Genomic DNA, 20787 nt, shown 5'->3' on the forward strand with positions numbered 1-20787 from the left:
CATGTCAAAGACTCATCATATTGCAGTATTAGCCGGTGACGGCATCGGCCCTGAGATCATGGCTCAGGCATTAAAAGTGCTGGACGCCGTGCGCGAGCGCTTCGGTATGCGCATCACCACCAGCCAGTATGACGTGGGCGGCGCCGCGATTGATAACCACGGCACCCCGCTGCCGGCGGCAACCATTGAAGGCTGTGAAAAAGCGGATGCCATCCTGTTTGGCTCCGTGGGCGGCCCGAAATGGGAACACCTGCCGCCTAACGACCAGCCGGAGCGCGGTGCGCTGCTGCCGCTGCGCAAACATTTCCGCCTGTTCAGTAACCTGCGCCCGGCCCGGCTCTACCAGGGGCTGGAGGAGTTCTGCCCGCTGCGTGCGGATATTGCCGGGCGGGGCTTTGATATTCTGTGCGTGCGCGAGCTGACCGGCGGCATCTACTTTGGCCAGCCCAAAGGCCGCGAAGGCAGCGGCCAGCATGAAAAAGCCTTCGATACGGAGGTTTACCATCGCTTCGAAATCGAACGCATTGCCCGTATCGCCTTTGAGGCCGCCCGCAAACGCGGCAGTAAAGTCACCTCAATTGATAAAGCCAACGTGCTGCAAACCTCGCTGCTGTGGCGTGAAATTGTCACCGAGATGGGGAAAGCCTACCCGGACGTGGCCCTGAACCATATGTATATCGATAACGCCACCATGCAGCTGATAAAAGATCCTGGCCAGTTTGACGTCATGCTCTGCTCTAACCTGTTCGGGGATATTCTGTCTGACGAATGCGCCATGATCACCGGCTCCATGGGGATGCTGCCCTCTGCCAGCCTCAACGATCAGGGGTTTGGCCTGTATGAGCCTGCCGGTGGCTCCGCCCCGGATATTGCCGGTAAAGATATTGCCAACCCGGTGGCCCAGATCCTCTCCCTGGCCCTGCTGCTGCGCTACAGCCTGAACGCCGAAGAGGCGGCCCGGGCGATTGAGCTGGCGGTAAACCAGGCGCTGGAAAACGGCGTGCGTACCGCCGATCTGGCCCGGGATTCTGCGGCTGTCGGAACATCTGAAATGGGCGATATCATTGCCCGCTATGTGGCTCAGGGGGTGTAATCATGGCCAGAACATTGTATGAAAAGTTGTTTGATGCCCATATCGTCCATGAGGCTCCCAACGAAACTCCGTTACTGTACATTGACCGCCACCTGGTCCATGAGGTGACCTCTCCCCAGGCGTTTGACGGCCTGCGCGCCCACGGGCGCAAACTGCGCCAGCCCGGGAAAACTTTCGCCACCATGGACCATAACGTCTCTACCCAGACCAAAGACATCAACGCCAGCGGTGAAATGGCCCGCATCCAGATGCAGGAGCTGATTAAAAACTGCCAGGAGTTCGGTGTTGAGCTCTACGATCTGAACCATCAATATCAGGGTATCGTCCACGTGATGGGCCCGGAACAGGGGATCACCCTGCCGGGAATGACGATTGTTTGTGGGGACTCACACACCGCCACCCACGGTGCATTCGGGGCGCTGGCCTTCGGTATCGGCACCTCAGAAGTGGAGCACGTGATGGCCACCCAGACCCTGAAACAGGGCCGGGCGAAGACCATGAAAATTGAGGTCACGGGGCGTGCAGCCCCGGGGATCACCGCCAAAGATATCGTGCTGGCGATCATCGGTAAAACCGGCAGCGCCGGGGGCACCGGCCATGTGGTGGAGTTCTGCGGCCCGGCCATTGAGGCACTGAGCATGGAAGGCCGGATGACCCTGTGCAATATGGCCATTGAGATGGGCGCCAAAGCGGGCCTGGTTGCCCCGGATGCCACCACATTTGCCTATGTCAAAGGCCGCCAGCACGCGCCCAAAGGTGCCGATTTCGACGCCGCCGTCGCCTGGTGGGAAACCCTGAAAACTGACGATGGCGCCCGGTTTGACACCGTCGTGACCCTGGATGCAGCCGACATTGCCCCCCAGGTTACCTGGGGGACCAACCCCGGCCAGGTAATTTCCGTTAACGAGGCCATTCCGGACCCGGCCTCCTTCAGTGACCCGGTAGAGCGCGCCTCTGCCGAAAAAGCCCTGGCCTATATGGATCTGAAGCCCGGGATCCCGCTGACCGATGTCGCCATCGACAAGGTGTTTATTGGCTCCTGTACTAACTCGCGCATTGAGGATTTACGCGCCGCCGCCGAAGTGGCAAAAGGCCGTAAAGTGGCCCCGGGGGTGCAGGCCATGGTGGTGCCGGGCTCCGGTCCGGTCAAAGCCCAGGCTGAAGCCGAAGGGCTGGACAAGATCTTCATTGCGGCCGGTTTCGAATGGCGCCTGCCGGGCTGCTCCATGTGCCTGGCGATGAACAACGATCGTCTGAACCCGGGGGAGCGCTGCGCCTCCACCAGTAACCGTAATTTTGAAGGCCGCCAGGGGCGCGGCGGGCGCACCCATCTGGTCAGCCCGGCCATGGCCGCTGCCGCGGCCGTCGCAGGTCATTTTGCCGATATCCGTACGCTGAAATAAGGGGAACACCATGGCAGAGAAATTTATCCGGCACACCGGTCTGGTGGCCCCGCTGGACGCGGCAAACGTCGATACCGATGCAATCATTCCTAAGCAGTTTCTGCAAAAGGTGACCCGCACCGGTTTCGGGGCACATCTGTTTAACGACTGGCGCTTTCTGGACGATAAAGGCCAGCAGCCCAACCCGGAGTTCGTCCTGAACTACCCTCAGTATCAGGGGGCCTCTATTCTGCTGGCCCGGGAAAACTTTGGCTGTGGCTCCTCCCGCGAGCACGCCCCCTGGGCGCTGACTGACTACGGTTTCCGGGTGGTGATTGCCCCGAGCTTTGCCGATATCTTCTACGGCAACGCGTTTAACAACCAGTTACTGCCGGTGAAACTGAGCGAGGCCGAAGTGGACGAGCTGTTCACCCTGGTCACGACCCATCCGGGGATCACCTTCACCGTGGATCTGGAGGCGATGGAGGTCCACGCCGGGGAGAAAACCTACCCCTTCACGCTGGATAGCTTCCGCCGCCACTGCATGCTGAACGGCCTGGACAGCATTGGCCTGACCCTGCAGCACGACGCGGCCATCGCCGCCTACGAGCAGCAACAACCGGCGTTTATGCGCTAACACGTCCCACCATAAAAAAAGCCAGCAGTAACTTACTGCTGGCGGGTGATATTCACCAATACTCAGTAACACAAACTTCCCGCGGGCTCCCCGTTGTCCTTCACGGCCGGGGAAACGGCAGCCTCAGTGCCATTCAGCTCCCACTGCATAAGATAATCCAGAGTCTGCAAACGCTGCTGAACACTCAGGCGGGCCAGCCATGAGCGGTTTGCTGTGTGCGTTGCCACAAAATAGTCTTTCCAGAACGCCATCGCCGCTGATTTCATTTTCCACACCTCCGCGCTTTCATCACGGATAAGTATTCACGTAATATAGGATCTGTAAAATTGATGAGTTTCTGCCGGGAGTTCCTCTTTTATGTCCTCCAGTCGTCTGCAACAGCAGTTTATTCGTCTCTGGCAGTGTTGTGATGGCCAGGACCGCCTGGTCACCCTCAGCGAGCTGGCCGCCCTGCTCAGTTGCTCCCGCCGCCATATGCGCACCCTGCTCAACAGCATGCAGGATAAAGGCTGGCTCACCTGGCAGGCCGAAGCGGGCCGCGGTAAGCGCTCCCGGCTCGCCTTTATTTACACCGGCCTGAGCCTGCAACAGCAGCGGGCGGAAGATCTGCTCGAACAGGACCGGATCGACCAGCTGGTGGATATCGTGGGCGATAAGGCCGCCGTCCGCCAGATGCTGCTCTCCCACCTCGGGCGCAGCTTTCGCCAGGGGCGCCATATTCTGCGGGTGCTGTACTACCGCCCGCTGCTTAACCTGCTGCCCGGTACGGCCCTGCGCCGTTCAGAAACCCATATCGCCCGGCAGATCTTCAACGGCCTGACCCGGATAAATGAGGAAAACGGGGAACTGGAAGCGGATATTGCCCACCACTGGCAGCAGTTAACGCCGCTGCACTGGCGCTTTTATCTGCGCCCGGGGATCCACTTTCACCACGGGCGGGAACTGGAAATGGACGATGTCATCAGCGCCCTGCAGCGCATTACGGCCCTGCCCCTGTATGCCCATATTACCGGGGTGAGCTCAGCTACCCCCTGGACACTGGATATCACGCTCAGCCAGCCAGACCGCTGGCTGCCGTGGCTGGTGGCCAGCACCAGCGCGATGATCCTGCCCCGGGAGTGGCCCTCCGTGAACGGTTTTGCCAGCCGCCCCTTCGGCACCGGCCCCTACTCGGTGGAGCGCAATAACCGCAACCAGCTACAAATCCGCGCCTTTGAGGACTACTTCGGCTTCCGGGCGCTGATTGATGAGGTCAATATCTGGGTATTAGCGGATCTCAGCGATGATCAAACCTGCGGGGTGCAACTCCAGACCACCAGCCACTCGTCACCCGATAACCAAAAATCCTTCGAAAGCCGCCTGGAAGAGGGCTGCTATTATCTGCTGTTTGACAAGCGCTCCCCCACGGCGCAGCGCCCTGACGTGCGCCGCTGGGTAAGCCAGGTGCTCTCCCCGGTGAACCTGATAGCCCACGCAGACCCCCAGTACCAGCGCTACTGGTTTCCGGCCTGGGGGCTTCTGCCGCGCTGGCACCATGCCCCCCAGACGCCCCATACCCCAAAACCCGCCGGGCTGAGCACGCTGACCATCACCTACTACCGGGAGCACGCAGAGCACCAGCTTATTGCCCGGATCATGGCCACACTGCTGGCCGCCCACGGGGTTACGCTGCATATCCGGGAGACGGACTATCCGGACTGGCACCAGGGTGAAGAGAGCAGCGATATCTGGCTTAACAGCGCGAATTTCACCCTGCCGCTGGAGTTCTCCCTGTTCGCCCATCTGTTTGATATCCCTCTGCTACAGCGCTGTATTGAGCGCGACTGGCAGGGCGATGCCCGGCGCTGGCGTGCCGGTGAGCTGGATCTGCCCGCCTGGTGCCAGCAACTGCTGGCAGAGCAACAGATAGTGCCGCTTATCCACCACTGGCTGACTATCGAGGGGCAGCGCAGTATGCGCGGCGTGCGGATGAACACCCTCGGCTGGTTTGACTTTAAATCCGCCTGGTTTGCCCCGCCGGAGCCGTAAATCTTTCGCAAAAGGTGCGCAGTCATTACAATATGGCGCTCTTACCGGGGCCGTCTGGCGGCGCTGGTTAACATCACGCCAACCAGGGAAAGTAAAGTGCTTAAACGACTCCTTCCGCTCCTGCTGCTGCTCTGCGCACCGGCCATGGCGAAGCCGCTACTCACGGTCTATACCTATGACTCCTTTGCTGCCGAATGGGGCCCGGGCCCGGCGGTGAAAAAAGCCTTTGAAGCCCGGTGCGGGTGTGAGCTTAAATTTGTCGCCCTGGAGGACGGGGTCTCGCTGCTTAACCGCCTGCGCATGGAGGGGAAAAACAGCAAAGCGGATGTTGTACTCGGGCTGGATAACAACCTGCTGGAGGCGGCCACCCGCACCGGGTTGTTTGCACCGTCCGGGGTGGATAACACGGTATTCACCCTCCCCGGCGGCTGGCACAACACCACGTTTGTCCCCTATGACTACGGCTATTTCGCCTTTGTGTACGATAAAAACAAACTCAAAAACCCGCCGCAAAGCCTGCGTGAGCTGGTAGAGAGCCCGGAAAAATGGCGGGTAATTTACCAGGATCCGCGCACCAGCACCCCGGGGCTTGGCCTGCTACTGTGGATGCAAAAAGTCTATGGCGCAGAGGCCCCCGCCGCCTGGCAAAAACTGGCGCGCAAGACGGTCACCGTCACCAAAGGCTGGAGCGAAGCCTACGGCCTGTTCCTCAAAGGAGAGAGCGATCTGGTGCTGAGCTATACCACCTCACCGGCTTACCATCTGATTGCTGAAAAAAAATCCAGTTATGCCGCCGCCCGTTTCAGCGAAGGGCACTACTTACAAGTTGAGGTCGCAGGCCGCCTGGCAGGCAGTAAACAGCCCGCCCTGGCGGAAGAATTTATGCAGTTTATTGCCACCCCGGCATTCCAGAACACCATTCCTGCCGGTAACTGGATGTACCCGGTGACCTCTGTCGCCCTGCCTGCGGAATTTAACGCGCTGATGAAACCGGCCAGCGCACTGGAATTCACCCCGGCGGAAGTGGCCCGCCAGCGCAGCGACTGGATCAACGCATGGCAACGCGCCGTCAGCCGCTGAGTCTTCTCCCCGGCTGGCTGCTGCCCGGGCTGCTGGCCGCCGGGCTGGTGCTGGGGATAGCCCTGGCGGCGTTCACCACCCTGTGGCTCAGCGCCCCCCAAAGCGACCCCGGCCACCTCCTGCAGGACAGTTACCTGTGGCATGTGGTGCGTTTTTCTTTCTGGCAGGCGCTGCTCTCCGCCCTGTGCTCGGTGCTGCCCGCCATTGCCCTGGCCCGAGCCCTGAGCCGCCGCCGCTTCCCCGGGCGCACGCTGCTGCTGCGTTTATGCGCCATGACCCTGGTATTACCAGTGCTGGTGGCGGTGTTCGGGCTGCTGACCGTCTATGGCCGGGAAGGCTGGCTGGCCACGCTGTTTACCCGGCTTGGGCTGGAGTGGCACTTCTCACCCTACGGGCTGGGGGGCATTTTGCTGGCCCATGTCTTCTTTAACCTGCCGCTGGCTACCCGCCTGCTGTTACAGGCCCTGGAGCAGATCCCGCCAGAGCAACGCCTGCTGGCCGCCCAGTTAGGCATGGGGAGCGGGGCGTTCTTCCGGCTGGTTGAGTGGCCCTGGCTGCGCCGCCAGATCCTGCCGGTTGCGGCCCTCGTCTTTATGCTCTGCTTCGCCAGCTTCGCCACGGTACTGGCGCTGGGCGGCGGCCCCCGGGCCACCACCATTGAGCTGGCCATCTACCAGGCGCTCAGTTTTGATTATGATCCGGGTAAAGCCGCACTGCTGGCCCTGCTCCAGATGGGGTGCTGCCTGGGGCTGATGCTGCTCAGCCAGCGTTTTAGTCCGTCGCTACCGGCGGGCACGCCGCAGCCCCCGGTCTGGCGTAACCCCGGGGACAGTCTGCTCAGCCGCTGTACCGACAGCCTGCTGATCCTGCTCGCCCTGCTCCTCCTGCTGCCGCCGCTGCTGGCGGTGATAAGCGATGGTCTGAACCGGGATCTGCTCCCCGTGCTGGGCTCGGCGGTGCTCTGGCAGGCGCTGGGCACATCATTGCGTATCGCCCTTGGTGCCGGGCTGCTGTGCGTGCTGCTGACCATGATGCTGCTGTGGAGCGCCAGAGAGCTGCGCCTGCGCCAGCATATCCTCGCCGGGCAGTGCCTCGAACTTTCCGGCATGCTCATCCTGGCGATGCCGGGTATCGTCCTGGCGACGGGCTTTTTCCTGCTGTGCAGCCAGACCACGGGGCTGCCGCAGCACCCGGACGGTATCGTCATCCTCACCAATGCCCTGATGGCTATCCCCTACGCCATGAAAGTGCTGGAAAACCCGATGCGCGACATGGCCGGGCGCTATTCGCGCCTGTGCCAGTCCCTCGGGCTCCACGGGCTACAGCGGCTCTGGTGGATAGAAATGCGCGCCCTGTCCCGGCCCCTGGCCCAGGCGCTGGCTTTTGCCTGCGTGTTGTCGATTGGCGATTTTGGCGTGGTGGCGCTGTTTGGCAGCGACGATTTCCGCACCCTGCCCTTCTGGCTGTACCAGCAAATGGGGGCCTATCGCGGCCAGCAGGGGGCGGTCACTGCGCTGATCCTGCTGCTGCTCTGTTTTCTGCTCTTTAGCCTGATTGAACGTTTTGGGGAGCGCCATGCTAACGCTGAATGATGTCACCTGGCTGTACCGCCACTTACCCATGCGCTTTACCCTGGATGTGCGCGCCGGGGAGCGGGTGGCCATCCTCGGCCCCAGCGGGGCCGGGAAGAGCACCCTGCTGAACCTGATTGCCGGCTTCCTGACCCCGACCCACGGGCAGATCCTGCTCAATGGCGAGGATCACACCACCACTGCGCCTGCGGCACGCCCGGTCTCGATGCTGTTTCAGGAAAATAACCTGTTCAGCCACCTCTCGGTGGCCCGTAACATCGGCCTGGGGCTGGATCCTGGCCTGCGGCTGACAGCGGATCAACGCGATCAGTTGCAGCGTATCGCCAGCCAGATGGGGCTGAGTGAGCTGCTGGACAGCAAACCGGATCAGCTGTCCGGCGGCCAGCGTCAGCGGGCGGCACTGGCCCGGTGTCTGGTCCGCCAGCAGCCGATCCTGCTGCTGGACGAGCCGTTCTCGGCCCTTGATCCGGCCCTGCGCCAGGAGATGCTCGCACTACTGGATGAGGTGTGCCGCACCCGCCAGCTGACCCTGTTAATGGTGTCGCACAGTCTGGAAGACGCACAGCGCATTGCGCCGCGCAGTGTGGTGGTCGGGGAAGGCCGGGTACTGTGGAGTGGTGATACGGCGGCCCTACTGCGCGGTGAAAGCAGCGCCGCCAGGCTGCTGGGCATTCACGCCCCGTAGCCCAGCCCCAGCACCCGGGAGAGGATATTCAGGTATTCCGGCATCAGGGGGTTGTGTGCCATCACCACCAGTGCCGCAATGGCGGCCACAAGCACCAGCGGCGCCAGCCAGTTCAGCCGCTGGCGGGGCAGCAGTTTCAGGGTTTTCCCGCCCCCCACAGGCAGGCTGCGCCACCAGCGCCAGCACAGCCACCCGGCCAGCCACAGTAACAGGGCGAGCCCCAGTAGCTGCCATTTAAAGGCAGCACTTTGTAACGCTTCAGGTATATCAATCGCGGCACCGGCGAGGATCCCCGGCATAAAGTAGAGCGGCGGCCATAAAATACAGCCGGTAATATTGGGGGCGATAAACTTGCGCACCGGCAGGCCCAGCATCCCGGCCACCATCGGCACCAGCGGGCGCGTCGGGCCGATAAACCGCCCCATCAGAATGGTAAACATGCTGTGCTGGTACAGGGCCATCTCGGTTTTATCGAGCATCGACTTGTGCTTTTTGAGAAAGCTCCAGCGGTGCAGTGGCGCTTTAAACCGCCACCCGAGCCACAGGGAGATCCAGTCAGCGAGAAAACAGCCACTGGCGGCCACCAGCCACGCCGGGTAGAACCCCACCTGACCACTGCCGATCAGCGCCCCGAGCCCCGCCATCGCCAGAGTGCCGGGCATCAGCAGGCCAACCAGCGCCAGGGATTCCGTAAATGCCACCAGCCACACGGCAAACAGCGCCCAGCTGGCCGAATGGGTGATGAAATGCTCAAACAGTGCTTCCATACCGCGTCCAGTAATAATACGAACTGGCGATTGTCCCGGCAGCGCCCGGTAGCGTCAAGACGCGGAGCCGGAGATATACAAAACTCTACACCCGCCAGCGAGTCACCGGTCCATCAGCTCACATCCCGCCCGGAATTCACTGGGGCTGGCCCCGGTACATTTCTTAAATACCCGGGAAAAGTATAGCTGATCCTCAAACCCCACATTGCGCCCGACACTGGCAATCGGCATCCGGGTGGTGCTGAGCAGCAGCTTCGCCTGGCTGATGCGCTGATCCTCACGCCAGTTAAGCACACTCACCCCAAGCTGCTGGCGGAACAGGTGGGATAAGCGGCTGGGAGATAAACAGACGTGCTGCGCTACGCTGGCAATATCAAACTGGCTGTCTGCCAGGTGGTCGCTGATATACTGACAGGCGTCACGCACCCGGTTATCCAGCGGCGGGTTAAGCGACTCGCTAATCACCGCCATACGGCGCAACAACAGCTGCTCCAGCAGGTTTATAGCCAGCAACTCCGCATAGCGCCCGCCGCTCTGGGCGGCATCAATCACTTGCGAAAACAGCGTGGAAAAGCGCGACAGGTGCTCGTCATCCGGCCGGTAAATACCGGTCTGGGCAAACAGCAGCGGCCAGTTGAGCCACTCCATCCAGTAGGCCCGGGGGCGGAAATAGACCCACTGGTGATACCAGCAGCTGCTCTGCGGGTGGCGGCCATAGTGGTGAATCTCCCCCGGCGGAAACAGCAAAATATCGCCGGGTTTACAGCAATACTGATTCTCCTGGTTGTAGACCAGCCCCTCCCCCCGGATGGTCAGATTGAGGATAAACCCCTTCATGCCCAGCGGCCGGTCAATAAAAAAATCCAGCGGCCCGTCGGCCTCTATGGGGGTCAGCCCCGCGACCAGGTGGGCATTAAACGAGTAACCGGGTAACAGGGGATCGTTTTGTGGTTCGGCCATAACGCGCGCTCCTCGGCAGCTTTGTACAGAAACCATTTGTCCATATTGACGGTTTATTTTCTTATTGCCCCTCCGGCACGCCCGTTGCCCGCGTTAACCCCTTACGGACCGCATGCCGCCAGAATTCAGACCGGATATTTCCCTCAGAAGCCATAACAGAAGTGTCTATAACTGCGGCAGATATGTCCACATTGAATATTTGCGGGGCGTCACAGTTCTCATCCTGACAGCCAGATAATCCATAAGATCAGCGTTTGAAGCCTGACCGGTTTTTGCCACGGACTCTACTGTTCAGTCATATCTGTTTAATCCATGGAGTGATCTGATGGCAATTGCACTGGGTCTGGACTTTGGTAGTGATTCCGTTCGCGCGCTGGCGGTAGACTGCGCCACCGGCCAGGAGCTGGCGAGTAGCGTAGCGTGGTACTCCCGCTGGCAGCAGGGGCAATTTTGCGATGCCTCCCGCAACCAGTTTCGCCACCACCCGCGCGATTATATTGAATCAATGGAGCAGGCGCTGTGCGGCGCACTGGCCGGGCTGAGCGACGAGCAGCGGGCCCGCGTGGTCGGTATCGGGGTCGATACCACCGGCTCCACCCCCGCGCCGGTCAATGCCCGTGGTGAAGTGCTGGCCCTGCTGCCGGAATTTGCCGACAACCCGAATGCCATGTTTGTGCTGTGGAAAGACCACACGGCAGTCGAAGAGGCGGAAGCCATCACCCGCCTGTGCCATCAGACCGGCAAAACCGATTACTCGCGCTATATCGGCGGCGTGTACTCCAGCGAGTGGTTCTGGGCCAAAATACTCCACGTCACGAAAGGCGACGGGGCCGTCGCGCAAAGCGCCGCCTCCTGGGTTGAACTCTGCGACTGGATCCCGGCCCTGCTGAGCGGGACCACGGCACCCGGTCAGTTAAAGCGCAGCCGCTGCGCCGCAGGCCATAAAGCCCTGTGGCATGAAAGCTGGGGCGGGCTCCCCCCGGCCAGCTTCTTTGATGAGCTGGACCCGGTGATTAACCGCCATCTTGAATACCCGCTGTTTACCGACACCTGGACTGCGGATGTGCCGGTCGGCACCCTGAGCCCGGAGTGGGCCCAGCGCCTGGGGCTGCCCCGGAGCGTGGTGATTGCCGGTGGCGCCTTTGACTGCCATATGGGGGCGGTAGGCGCAGGCGCCCGGCCCAACACCCTGGTGAAAGTGATTGGGACTTCCACCTGCGATATTCTCACCGCCAGCCCGCACAGCGTGGGCGACACCACCGTGAAAGGTATCTGCGGCCAGGTTGACGGCAGCGTGGTGCCGGGCTTTATCGGTATGGAGGCGGGCCAGTCTGCGTTTGGTGATATTTACGCCTGGTTCAGCCGGGTGCTGAGCTGGCCGCTGGATCAGCTCGCACAGCAACACCCGGAGCTGGCAGAGCAGATAGCCGCCAGCAAAAAACAGCTGCTGCCCGTCCTGACCGCCGCCTGGGCGAAAGATCCGCATCTGGAACACTTACCGGTGATCCTCGACTGGTTTAACGGCCGGCGCACCCCTTATGCCAACCAGCGCCTGAAGGGCGTTATCACCGATCTGAACCTCGGCACCGATGCCCCGGCCCTGTTTGGCGGGCTGATTGCCGCCACCGCCTTCGGCGCCAGAGCCATTATGGAGTGCTTTATCCACCAGGGGGTTCCGGTCAACCACGTGATGGCGCTGGGCGGGATCGCCCGCAAAAACCTGACCATCATGCAGGTGTGCTGCGACGTGCTCAACCGCCCGCTGCAGATTGTTGAATCTGACCAGTGCTGCGCCCTGGGGGCGGCCATCTTTGGTGCCGTTGCCGCCGGGGTTTACGCCGATATCCCCGCTGCCCAGCAGCATATGGCAAGCCCCGTTGAACATACCCTGCAACCCAGTGCCCCGGAGGCCGCACGCTTTGAACAACTGTATCAGCGCTACCTGCAATGGTCCGCCAGCGCTGAGCAACACTATCTTCCTGCCGCAACCGCTTCACAGCCCGCCGCTGCGGCAGGCCATGTAGCCCTGACCCGTTAAGGACATGAACATGACGATTTTTGCACAACACGAAGTCTGGTTTGTTATCGGCAGCCAGCACCTCTATGGCCCGGAAACCCTGCGCCAGGTCACTCAACATGCTGAACATGTGGTCAGCGGGCTCAATAACGACGCAAAACTGCCCTGCAAGCTGGTGCTCAAACCGCTGGGCACCTCGCCAGATGAAATTACCGCCATCTGCCGCGATGCCAACTACGACGACAAGTGCGCCGGTTTAGTGGTCTGGCTGCACACCTTCTCCCCGGCCAAAATGTGGATTAACGGCCTGAGTATTCTCAATAAGCCGCTGCTGCAGTTCCACACCCAGTACAACGCCCAGTTGCCCTGGGGCAGCATTGATATGGACTTTATGAACCTCAACCAGACCGCCCACGGCGGCCGCGAGTTCGGGTTTATCGGCGCCCGTATGCGCCTGCAGCACAGTGTGGTCACCGGCCACTGGCAGGATCCGCGCGCCCATCAGCGTATCGCGGCCTGGATGCGCCAGGCGGTGGTCAAACAGAATACCCGCCAGCTGAAAGTGGCGCGCTTTGGCGACAACATGCGCGAAGTGGCGGTCACCGAAGGGGATAAAGTCGCCGCCCAGATTAAGTTTGGTTTCTCGGTCAATACCTGGGGGATTGGCGATCTGGTCGCCGTGGTCAACGAGGTCAGCACCGGCGATATCAACGCCCTGGTGGACGAGTACGAAAGCAGCTACCGCCTGACCCCGGCCGCTCAGGTAAACGGCGATAAGCGCCAGAACGTCCTTGACGCGGCGCGCATTGAGCTGGGGATGAAACGCTTCCTGGAAGCGGGCGGCTTTCACGCCTTTACCACCACATTTGAAGATCTGCACGGCCTGAAGCAACTGCCCGGCCTTGCCGTACAACGCCTGATGGCGCAGGGCTACGGCTTTGCCGGTGAAGGCGACTGGAAAACCGCCGCCCTGGTTCGCATTATGAAAGTGATGTCAACCGGTCTGCAGGGCGGCACCTCATTTATGGAAGACTACACCTACCACTTCGAGCCGGGTAACGACCTGGTGCTGGGCTCCCATATGCTGGAGGTCTGCCCCTCTATCGCCACAGCGGAAAAACCGCTTCTTGATGTGCAGCATCTGGGCATTGGCGGCAAAGATGATCCGGCGCGGCTGATCTTCAACACCCGGCCGGGAGCCGCCCTGAACGCCAGCCTTATCGATCTGGGGGATCGCTTCCGCCTGCTGGTCAACTGTGTGGATGCAGTCGCCACCCCGCACGACTTACCCAAACTGCCGGTGGCCAACGCCCTGTGGAAGGCTCAGCCGGATCTGCCTACCGCCTCTGAAGCCTGGATCCTCGCCGGTGGTGCCCACCATACAGTCTTCAGCCAGAGCCTCACCCTGGACGATATGCGCCTGTATGCGGAGCTCAACGATCTCGAACTGGCGGTGATTGATAACGACACCCGCTTACCGGCTTTCAAAGACGCCCTGCGCTGGAATGAAGTCTATTACAGTTCAAAACGCTAAGGCCCTGACGGCCCGCCCGGTGGCGGGCCATGCTGTGGAGAGCTTGTTATGTTAGAGGATCTGAAACGCCAGGTGCTGGACGCCAATCTGGCGTTACCGGCCCATAATCTGGTCACCCTGACCTGGGGGAATGTCAGCGCTATCGATCGCCAGCAGGGGCTGTTTGTCATTAAACCCTCTGGCGTGGAGTACAGCGCCATGACCGCCGGGGATATGGTGGTCGTTAGCCTGGAAACCGGTGAAGTCGTGGAGGGGCATAAAAAGCCCTCTTCGGATACCCCAACCCACCGTTTGCTGTACCAGCGCTTCCCGACCCTGGGGGGAATTGTTCACACCCACTCGCGCCACGCCACCATCTGGGCCCAGGCAGGCCAGGGGATCCCGGCCACCGGCACCACCCACGCGGACTATTTTTACGGCACCATTCCCTGCACCCGCAAGATGACCGATGCGGAAATCAACGCGGACTACGAATGGCAAACCGGCGAAGTGATCGCCGAAACCTTCCGCCAGCAGGGGATTGATCCCGCCCGGATGCCCGGGGTGCTGGTCCACTCCCACGGGCCCTTTACCTGGGGGAAAGACGCCATGGACGCGGTGCACAACGCTATCGTGCTCGAAGAGGTGGCCTATATGGGCATCTTCTGCCGCCAGCTGGCACCGCAGCTGGCGGATATGCAGCCAACCCTGCTGGATAAACATTACCTGCGAAAACACGGAAAACACGCCTATTACGGCCAGTAACACTGTATATATCCGCAGTTATTTCCCGGAAACCAGGCTATACTCAGGCCTGGTTTTTTTATTGCGGACAATCCAGTGACCCAGGTATGCCAGGGGTTCCTGCTCACCCGCCACTGGCAGGATACCCCCCAGGGCACGGTGGTAACGTTCTGGCTGGCCACGGATCATGGCCCGCTCAGCGTCACCCTGCCCCCTCAGGAATCTGTGGCGTTTATTCCACAACATCAGCAATCCCGTGCCGCGCAGCTCCTGGCACAGGAGCACCACTGGCGCCTGGTGCCCCTTGCTCTGCAGGATTTTCACCGCCAGCCGGTGTGCGGGCTCTATTGCCGCCAGTACCGCCAGCTCCTGCGCCTGGAAAAACGCCTCAGAGAGGCGGGGATCACCGTGTATGAGGCGGACATCCGCCCCCCGGAACGCTACCTGATGGAGCGCTTTATTAATGCCCCGGTGGAGGTGTGCGGCGACGCGGCCCCCGGGGGGCTGGTAAACGCGCGCCTCAAAGCGGCCCCCGGCTACCGGCCACCGCTGAAATGGGTCTCACTGGATATCGAAACCAGCCGCCACGGCGAGCTGTACTGCATTGGTCTGGAGGGCTGCGGCCAGCGCCAGGTCTATATGCTGGGGCCCGCGCAGGAGAGCCACGCCGGTGACGGTATACAGCTGGAGTACGTCAGCAGCCGCCCGCAGCTGCTGGAGAAGCTCAACCAGTGGTTTGCCGAACAGGATCCGGATGTCATCATCGGCTGGAATCTGGTGCAGTTTGATCTGCGGGTCCTGCAGGAGAGTGCCGAACGTTACCGGATCCCGCTGCGGCTGGGGCGCGGGCAACAGGAGCTGGAGTGGCGGGAGCACGGTTTTAAGCCCGGGGTCTTTTTTGCCCAGGCCACGGGGCGCTTAATTATCGACGGCATCGAAGCGCTGAAATCGGCCTTCTGGAACTTCTCCTCTTTTGCCCTCGAAAACGTGGCCCGGGAGCTGCTGGGAGAAGGGAAAGCGATTAACGCCCCCTGGCAGCGTCTCGATGAGATAGAGCGCCTGTTCCGGGAGGATAAAACCGCCCTTGCCCGCTATAACCTGAAAGACTGTGAACTGGTCACGCGCATCTTCCATAAAACGGAGCTGATGCCCTTCTTACTGGAGCGCGCCACGGTCAACGGCCTGCCCGCCGATCGCCACGGCGGCTCGGTGGCCTCGTTTTATCATCTCTACTTCCCGCGCATGCATCGCAGCGGCTATGTGGCCCCCAACCTCGGAGAGGTTCCGCCCCAGGCCAGCCCCGGCGGCTATGTGATGGACTCCCGGCCGGGGCTGTATGACTCCGTCCTGGTGCTGGACTACAAAAGCCTCTACCCGTCGATTATCCGCACCTTTTTAATTGATCCGCTGGGGCTGGTGGAAGGGATGGCCCACCCGGAGCCCGCCCACAGCGTGGAGGGCTTCCTCGGCGCGTGGTTTTCACGCACCCGGCACTGCCTGCCCGCCATTGTGGAGCAGATCTGGCTGGGCCGCGATGAGGCAAAACGCCAGCACAATAAACCGCTCTCCCAGGCGCTGAAAATTCTGATGAACGCCTTCTACGGGGTGCTGGGCACCAGCGCCTGCCGCTTCTTCGACCCGCGGCTGGCCTCGTCAATCACGCGGCGCGGCCACGCAATCATGCGCCAGACTAAAGCACTGATCGAAGCGGAAGGCTATGACGTTATCTACGGGGATACGGACTCAACGTTTGTCTGGCTGAAACAGGCCCACGGCGAGCAGCAGGCCAGTGAGATTGGCCGCCAGCTGGTGGCAAAGGTAAATCAGTGGTGGAAAGACCATTTACACCAGGAGATGCAGCTGACCAGCGCCCTGGAGCTGGAGTATGAAACCCATTACGCCCGCTTTCTGATGCCCACCATCCGCGGGGCCGAAACCGGCAGTAAAAAACGCTACGCCGGGCTGACCGGGCAGGGAGAGGCGCAGCAGATGGTCTTCAAAGGGCTGGAGACAGTACGCACCGACTGGACCCCTCTGGCCCGGCAATTCCAGCAGGCGCTGTATTTGCGTATTTTCCACCATCAGCCCTATCAGGACTATATTCGCGACACCGTCGCCAGGCTGATGGCCGGGGAGCTGGACGACCAGTTGGTCTACCGTAAACGCCTGCGCCGCCCGCTGAGTGAATATCAGCGCAATATCCCGCCCCATGTGCGCGCCGCGCGTATGGCTGATGAACAAAATGTGCGCCTCGGCCGCCCGCAGCAGTACCAGAATCGCGGCGCCATTGATTACATCTGGACGATAAACGGCCCCGAACCGCTGGAATATCGCCAGTCTGCGCTGGATTATGAGCACTATTTGTCGCGCCAGCTCAAGCCAGTGGCAGACGGGATTTTACCCTTCCTGGGCGATGATTTTGCTACACTGGTTACCGGGCAGCTCGGGCTATTTTGACAGGTGACGAAACGCCTTTCATCCAGTACCATAGCGCCCTTCCTAAATACCCACCATTTTTTATGCGCACTCTGGCATCAGCTCCGCGAACAATCCGGGCCCTGACCGGATGCGTGGAACGTGGTGAGTATTCACTCATTTTCAGGCCTGGTGCCACACCATGGGCGCCAGGCCGTGCTACCGCCTGTAAAACTCGAAACTAAAGAGCCGAAACGATATGCCTTTTACACTTGGTCAACGCTGGATCAGCGACACAGAGAGCGAACTGGGTTTAGGGACTGTAGTCGCCATGGATGCGCGAATGGTCACTCTGCTATTTCCCGCCACCGATGAGAACCGCCTCTACTCCCGCAATGACTCCCCCATCACCCGGGTGATGTTTAACCCGGGTGATACCGTGACCAGCCACGAAGGCTGGCAGCTGAAAGTTGACGAAGTAAAAGCAGAAAATGGTCTGTTGACCTATATTGGCACCCGCATGGATACCGAAGAGACCGGTGTGCCGCTGCGCGAGGTCTTCCTCGACAGTAAACTGGTCTTCAGCAAGCCCCAGGACCGGCTGTTTGCCGGGCAGCTGGACCGGATGGACCGCTTTGCCCTGCGTTTTCGCTCCCGTAAATACCAGAGCGAACAGTCCCGCCAGCCCTGGAGCGGCCTGCGCGGCATGCGCACCAGCCTTATCCCCCACCAGCTGCATATCGCCCGTGATGTGGGCCACCGCCACGCACCGCGCGTACTGCTGGCAGACGAAGTGGGCCTCGGGAAAACCATTGAAGCCGGGATGATAATCCACCAGCAGTTACTGGCCGGGGCCGCTGAACGCGTGCTGATTATTGTGCCGGAAACCCTCCAGCACCAGTGGCTGGTAGAGATGCTGCGCCGCTTTAACCTGCGCTTCGCCCTGTTTGATGACGAGCGCTATGCGGAAGCCCAGCACGACAGCACCAACCCGTTTGATACCGAACAGTTAATTATCTGCTCGCTGGATTTTGTGCGCCGCAACAAGCAGCGTCTGGAAAACCTGTGTGACGCCGAGTGGGACATGATGGTGGTGGACGAAGCCCACCACCTGGTGTGGAGCGAAGAGGCCCCGAGCCGTGAATACCAGGCCATTGAACAGCTGGCGGAGCATATCCCAGGCGTTTTGCTGCTGACCGCCACCCCGGAACAGCTGGGCATGGAAAGCCACTTTGCCCGTCTGCGCCTGCTGGATCCGAACCGTTTTCATGACTTCGGGCAGTTTGTGGCAGAGCAACAGCACTACCGCCCGGTCGCCGATGCGGTGGCACTCCTGCTGGAAGGCAACCACCTGAGCCGCGATGAGCTCAACACCCTGAGTGAGCTTATCGGCGAGCAGGATATCGAGCCGCTGCTGCAGGCGGCAAACAGCGACAGCGCCGACGCGCAGGATGCCCGTAAAGAGCTTATCCATATGCTGATGGACCGCCACGGCACCAGCCGCGTGCTGTTTCGCAACACCCGTAACGGGGTCAAAGGCTTCCCCCAGCGCAGCCTCTCCACCATTAAATTGCCGCTGCCTGCCCAGTACCAGACCGCGATTAAGGTCTCCGGGATCATGGGGGCGCGTAAATCCGCTGAAGAGCGCGCCCGGGATATGCTCTACCCGGAGCAGATCTATCAGGAATTTGAAGGGGACTCCGCCACCTGGTGGAACTTTGATCCGCGCGTGGAATGGCTGATGGGCTACCTGACCCGCCACCGCTCACAAAAAGTGCTGGTGATCTGCGCCAAAGCCGCCACCGCGCTGCAGCTGGAGCAGGTGCTGCGCGAGCGCGAGGGGATCCGCGCCGCCGTCTTCCACGAAGGCATGTCGATAATCGAACGGGACCGGGCCGCCGCCTGGTTTGCCGAAGAGGACACCGGCGCTCAGGTACTGCTGTGCTCCGAAATCGGCTCTGAAGGGCGTAACTTCCAGTTTGCCAGCAACCTGGTGATGTTCGACCTGCCGTTCAACCCGGACCTGCTGGAGCAGCGTATCGGCCGCCTGGACCGTATCGGCCAGGCTCATGATATCCAGATCCACGTGCCCTACCTGGAAAAAACCGCCCAGGAAGTGCTGGTCCAGTGGTATCACGAAGGGCTGGATGCCTTTGAACACACCTGCCCTACCGGGCGCACCATTTACGACAGCGTCTGCAGTCAGCTGGTGGAATACCTGGCCGCCCCGGACAACACCACCGGTTTTGATGAGCTGATTAAAACCTGCCGCGCCCAGCATGACGCGCTGAAAGTGCAGCTGGAGCAGGGCCGCGACCGGCTGCTGGAGATCCACTCCAACGGTGGCGAAGCCGCCCAGCAACTGGCGGATGATATTGCCGCCCAGGATAACGATCCGGCGCTGGTGAACTTCGCCATGAACCTGTTTGATATCATCGGGATTAACCAGGACGATCGCGGCGAGCATATGATTGTGCTAACCCCGTCTGATCATATGCTGGTGCCGGACTTCCCGGGCCTGCCGGAAGACGGCTGCACCATCACCTTTAACCGCGATGTGGCTCTGTCCCGGGAAGATGCCCAGCTGGTCACCTGGGAGCACCCGATTATTCGCAATGGCCTGGATCTGATCCTCTCCGGGGATACGGGCACCAGCGCAATTTCACTGCTGAAAAACAAAGCGCTGCCGGTCGGCACCCTGCTGGTTGAGATGATGTACGTGGTGGAGGCCAAAGCGCCGAAACAGCTGCAACTCGGCCGCTTCCTGCCGGCAACCCCCGTCCGTATGCTGCTGGACAAAAACGGCACCAACCTGGCAGCCCAGGTGGAGTTTGAAAGTTTTAACCGCCAGCTGAGCGCGGTGAACCGCCATACGGGCAGCAAGCTGGTGAACGCAGTCCAGCAGGATGTCCACGGGATTTTACAGCTGGCGGAAACCCAGGTGGAAAAAGAGGCCCGGGCGATTATCGATGCGGCCCGTCACGAAGCGGATGAAACACTGTCTGCGGAGCTGGCGCGCCTTGAAGCCCTCAAAGCGGTGAACCCGAATATCCGTGATGATGAGCTGGAGGCCATTGAAAGCAATCGCGCCCAGGTGATGGAAGCCCTGGATCAGGCCAGTTGGCGGCTGGATGCCCTGCGCCTGATTGTGGTCACCCACCAGTAATGGCGGGCCAGACCCCGGCGATGGAGGCCTATCACCCGCCTCTGGATCCCTGGCTGGTGGTCCTGTATCAGGACGACCATATCATGGTGGTGAATAAGCCCAGCGGCCTGTTATCGGTCCCGGGCCGCCTGGAAGAGCACCGGGACAGCATCATGACCCGTATCCAGCGCGACTATCCGCAGGCGGAGTCCGTCCACCGCCTGGATATGGCCACCAGCGGTGTGATTGTGGTGGCGCTGACCAAGGCCGCCGAGCGGGAGCTGAAACGCCAGTTTCGCGAACGGGAGCCGAAAAAGCAGTATATTGCGCGGGTCTGGGGCCATCTGGCAGCAGAAAAGGGGCTGGTGGATTTGCCGCTTATTTGCGACTGGCCGAACCGCCCGAAGCAAAAAGTGTGTTTTGAAACCGGCAAACCGGCCCAGACCGGGTACGAAGTACTGGAGTACGGCGCGGACAATACCACCCGGGTGCTGCTGCACCCGGTGACCGGGCGCTCTCACCAGTTGCGGGTACACATGCTGGCCCTGGGGCATCCTATCCTCGGTGACCGGTTTTATGCCCACCCGCAGGCACTGGCCATGGCGCCGCGTCTGCAGCTTCACGCCGAAATGCTGACCATTACCCACCCGGTATTTGGTAACAAAATGACCTTTAAAGCGCCGCCGGATTTCTAAAGCGGCGGCCAGTACCAAAAAGCCCCGGGAATCG

The 20787-nt window shown here is 61.0% G+C and carries 16 protein-coding genes; 13 read left to right on the forward strand and 3 right to left on the reverse strand.

Features of this window, described 5'->3' with window-relative positions; translation table 11 throughout:
• Nucleotide 1: 1 nt before the first annotated feature.
• From leuB to leuD, 3 genes are read left to right on the forward strand one after another with little or no spacing between them, the layout of a single operon-like run.
• The gene (leuB, locus tag EBL_RS15870) at nt 2–1093 is read left to right on the forward strand and encodes a 3-isopropylmalate dehydrogenase (RefSeq protein WP_002464082.1); all 1092 of its coding nucleotides are present in this window, start codon (nt 2–4) and stop codon (nt 1091–1093) included.
• A 2-nt stretch (nt 1094–1095) separates the two neighbouring features.
• A complete protein-coding gene (gene leuC, locus EBL_RS15875; protein ID WP_002464084.1) occupies nt 1096–2496 on the forward strand; it encodes a 3-isopropylmalate dehydratase large subunit in 1401 nt (466 codons plus the stop codon).
• A gap of 10 nt (nt 2497–2506) precedes the next feature.
• Nucleotides 2507–3112, forward strand: coding sequence for a 3-isopropylmalate dehydratase small subunit (gene leuD / locus EBL_RS15880; protein ID WP_002464086.1), 606 nt, complete (start codon nt 2507–2509; stop codon nt 3110–3112).
• A 62-nt stretch (nt 3113–3174) separates the two neighbouring features.
• Here the strand turns inward: leuD and sgrT are convergent, their stop codons facing one another.
• Nucleotides 3175–3378 carry a glucose uptake inhibitor SgrT gene (gene sgrT, locus EBL_RS15885; protein WP_002464088.1) on the reverse strand — a complete coding sequence of 68 codons (204 nt, stop codon included), beginning with the start codon at nt 3376–3378 and terminating at the stop codon, nt 3175–3177.
• Between the two features lie 91 nt (nt 3379–3469).
• Here sgrT and sgrR point away from each other — a divergent pair, with 91 nt between their 5' ends.
• The 4 genes from sgrR to thiQ all read left to right on the forward strand — a co-directional run bounded on the left by sgrR (nt 3470) and on the right by thiQ (nt 8497).
• Nucleotides 3470–5140, forward strand: coding sequence for an HTH-type transcriptional regulator SgrR (sgrR, locus tag EBL_RS15890; RefSeq protein ID WP_002464089.1), 1671 nt, complete (start codon nt 3470–3472; stop codon nt 5138–5140).
• A gap of 96 nt (nt 5141–5236) precedes the next feature.
• On the forward strand, nt 5237–6220 hold the full coding sequence (gene thiB, locus EBL_RS15895; RefSeq protein WP_014716177.1) for a thiamine ABC transporter substrate binding subunit: 984 nt from the start codon (nt 5237–5239) through the stop codon (nt 6218–6220).
• The gene (thiP, locus tag EBL_RS15900; protein ID WP_002464091.1) at nt 6196–7812 is read left to right on the forward strand and encodes a thiamine/thiamine pyrophosphate ABC transporter permease ThiP; all 1617 of its coding nucleotides are present in this window, start codon (nt 6196–6198) and stop codon (nt 7810–7812) included. The genes thiB and thiP overlap by 25 nt, the downstream gene beginning before the upstream one ends.
• Nucleotides 7796–8497: a thiamine ABC transporter ATP-binding protein ThiQ gene (gene thiQ / locus EBL_RS15905; RefSeq protein ID WP_002464092.1), complete on the forward strand. Its 702-nt coding sequence runs from the start codon at nt 7796–7798 to the stop codon at nt 8495–8497. Before thiP ends, thiQ begins: the two co-directional genes overlap by 17 nt.
• Here the strand turns inward: thiQ and EBL_RS15910 are convergent.
• Nucleotides 8485–9264 (reverse strand): DedA family protein, encoded by a 780-nt coding sequence (locus EBL_RS15910; protein WP_002464093.1) that lies wholly within the window; start codon nt 9262–9264, stop codon nt 8485–8487. The two genes, thiQ and EBL_RS15910, sit on opposite strands and share 13 nt — an antisense overlap.
• Before the next feature lie 102 nt (nt 9265–9366).
• Entirely contained in the window at nt 9367–10224 is an 858-nt protein-coding gene (araC, locus tag EBL_RS15915; RefSeq protein WP_002464094.1) for an arabinose operon transcriptional regulator AraC, read from the reverse strand.
• 325 nt (nt 10225–10549) lie between these two features.
• On the opposite strand from araC, the gene araB reads away from it, so the two are divergent.
• The 6 genes from araB (at nt 10550) to rluA (ending at nt 20753) form a co-directional block, all read left to right on the forward strand.
• Complete coding sequence (gene araB, locus EBL_RS15920; protein ID WP_002464096.1) at nt 10550–12262, forward strand: ribulokinase; 1713 nt, start codon at nt 10550–10552, stop codon at nt 12260–12262.
• Nucleotides 12263–12272: 10 nt separating this feature from the next.
• Nucleotides 12273–13775 carry an L-arabinose isomerase gene (araA, locus tag EBL_RS15925; RefSeq protein ID WP_002464097.1) on the forward strand — a complete coding sequence of 501 codons (1503 nt, stop codon included), beginning with the start codon at nt 12273–12275 and terminating at the stop codon, nt 13773–13775.
• A 48-nt stretch (nt 13776–13823) separates the two neighbouring features.
• Nucleotides 13824–14519: an L-ribulose-5-phosphate 4-epimerase gene (gene araD / locus EBL_RS15930; RefSeq protein WP_002464098.1), complete on the forward strand. Its 696-nt coding sequence runs from the start codon at nt 13824–13826 to the stop codon at nt 14517–14519.
• 75 nt (nt 14520–14594) lie between these two features.
• Nucleotides 14595–16955 carry a DNA polymerase II gene (gene polB / locus EBL_RS15935; protein WP_002464099.1) on the forward strand — a complete coding sequence of 787 codons (2361 nt, stop codon included), beginning with the start codon at nt 14595–14597 and terminating at the stop codon, nt 16953–16955.
• 217 nt (nt 16956–17172) lie between these two features.
• Entirely contained in the window at nt 17173–20079 is a 2907-nt protein-coding gene (gene rapA, locus EBL_RS15940; RefSeq protein WP_002464100.1) for an RNA polymerase-associated protein RapA, read from the forward strand.
• Between the two features lie 20 nt (nt 20080–20099).
• Entirely contained in the window at nt 20100–20753 is a 654-nt protein-coding gene (gene rluA / locus EBL_RS15945; RefSeq protein ID WP_014716178.1) for a bifunctional tRNA pseudouridine(32) synthase/23S rRNA pseudouridine(746) synthase RluA, read from the forward strand.
• Nucleotides 20754–20787 lie beyond the last annotated feature (34 nt).

The organism is Shimwellia blattae DSM 4481 = NBRC 105725, from assembly GCF_000262305.1.
GTDB classification, from domain to species: domain Bacteria; phylum Pseudomonadota; class Gammaproteobacteria; order Enterobacterales; family Enterobacteriaceae; genus Shimwellia; species Shimwellia blattae.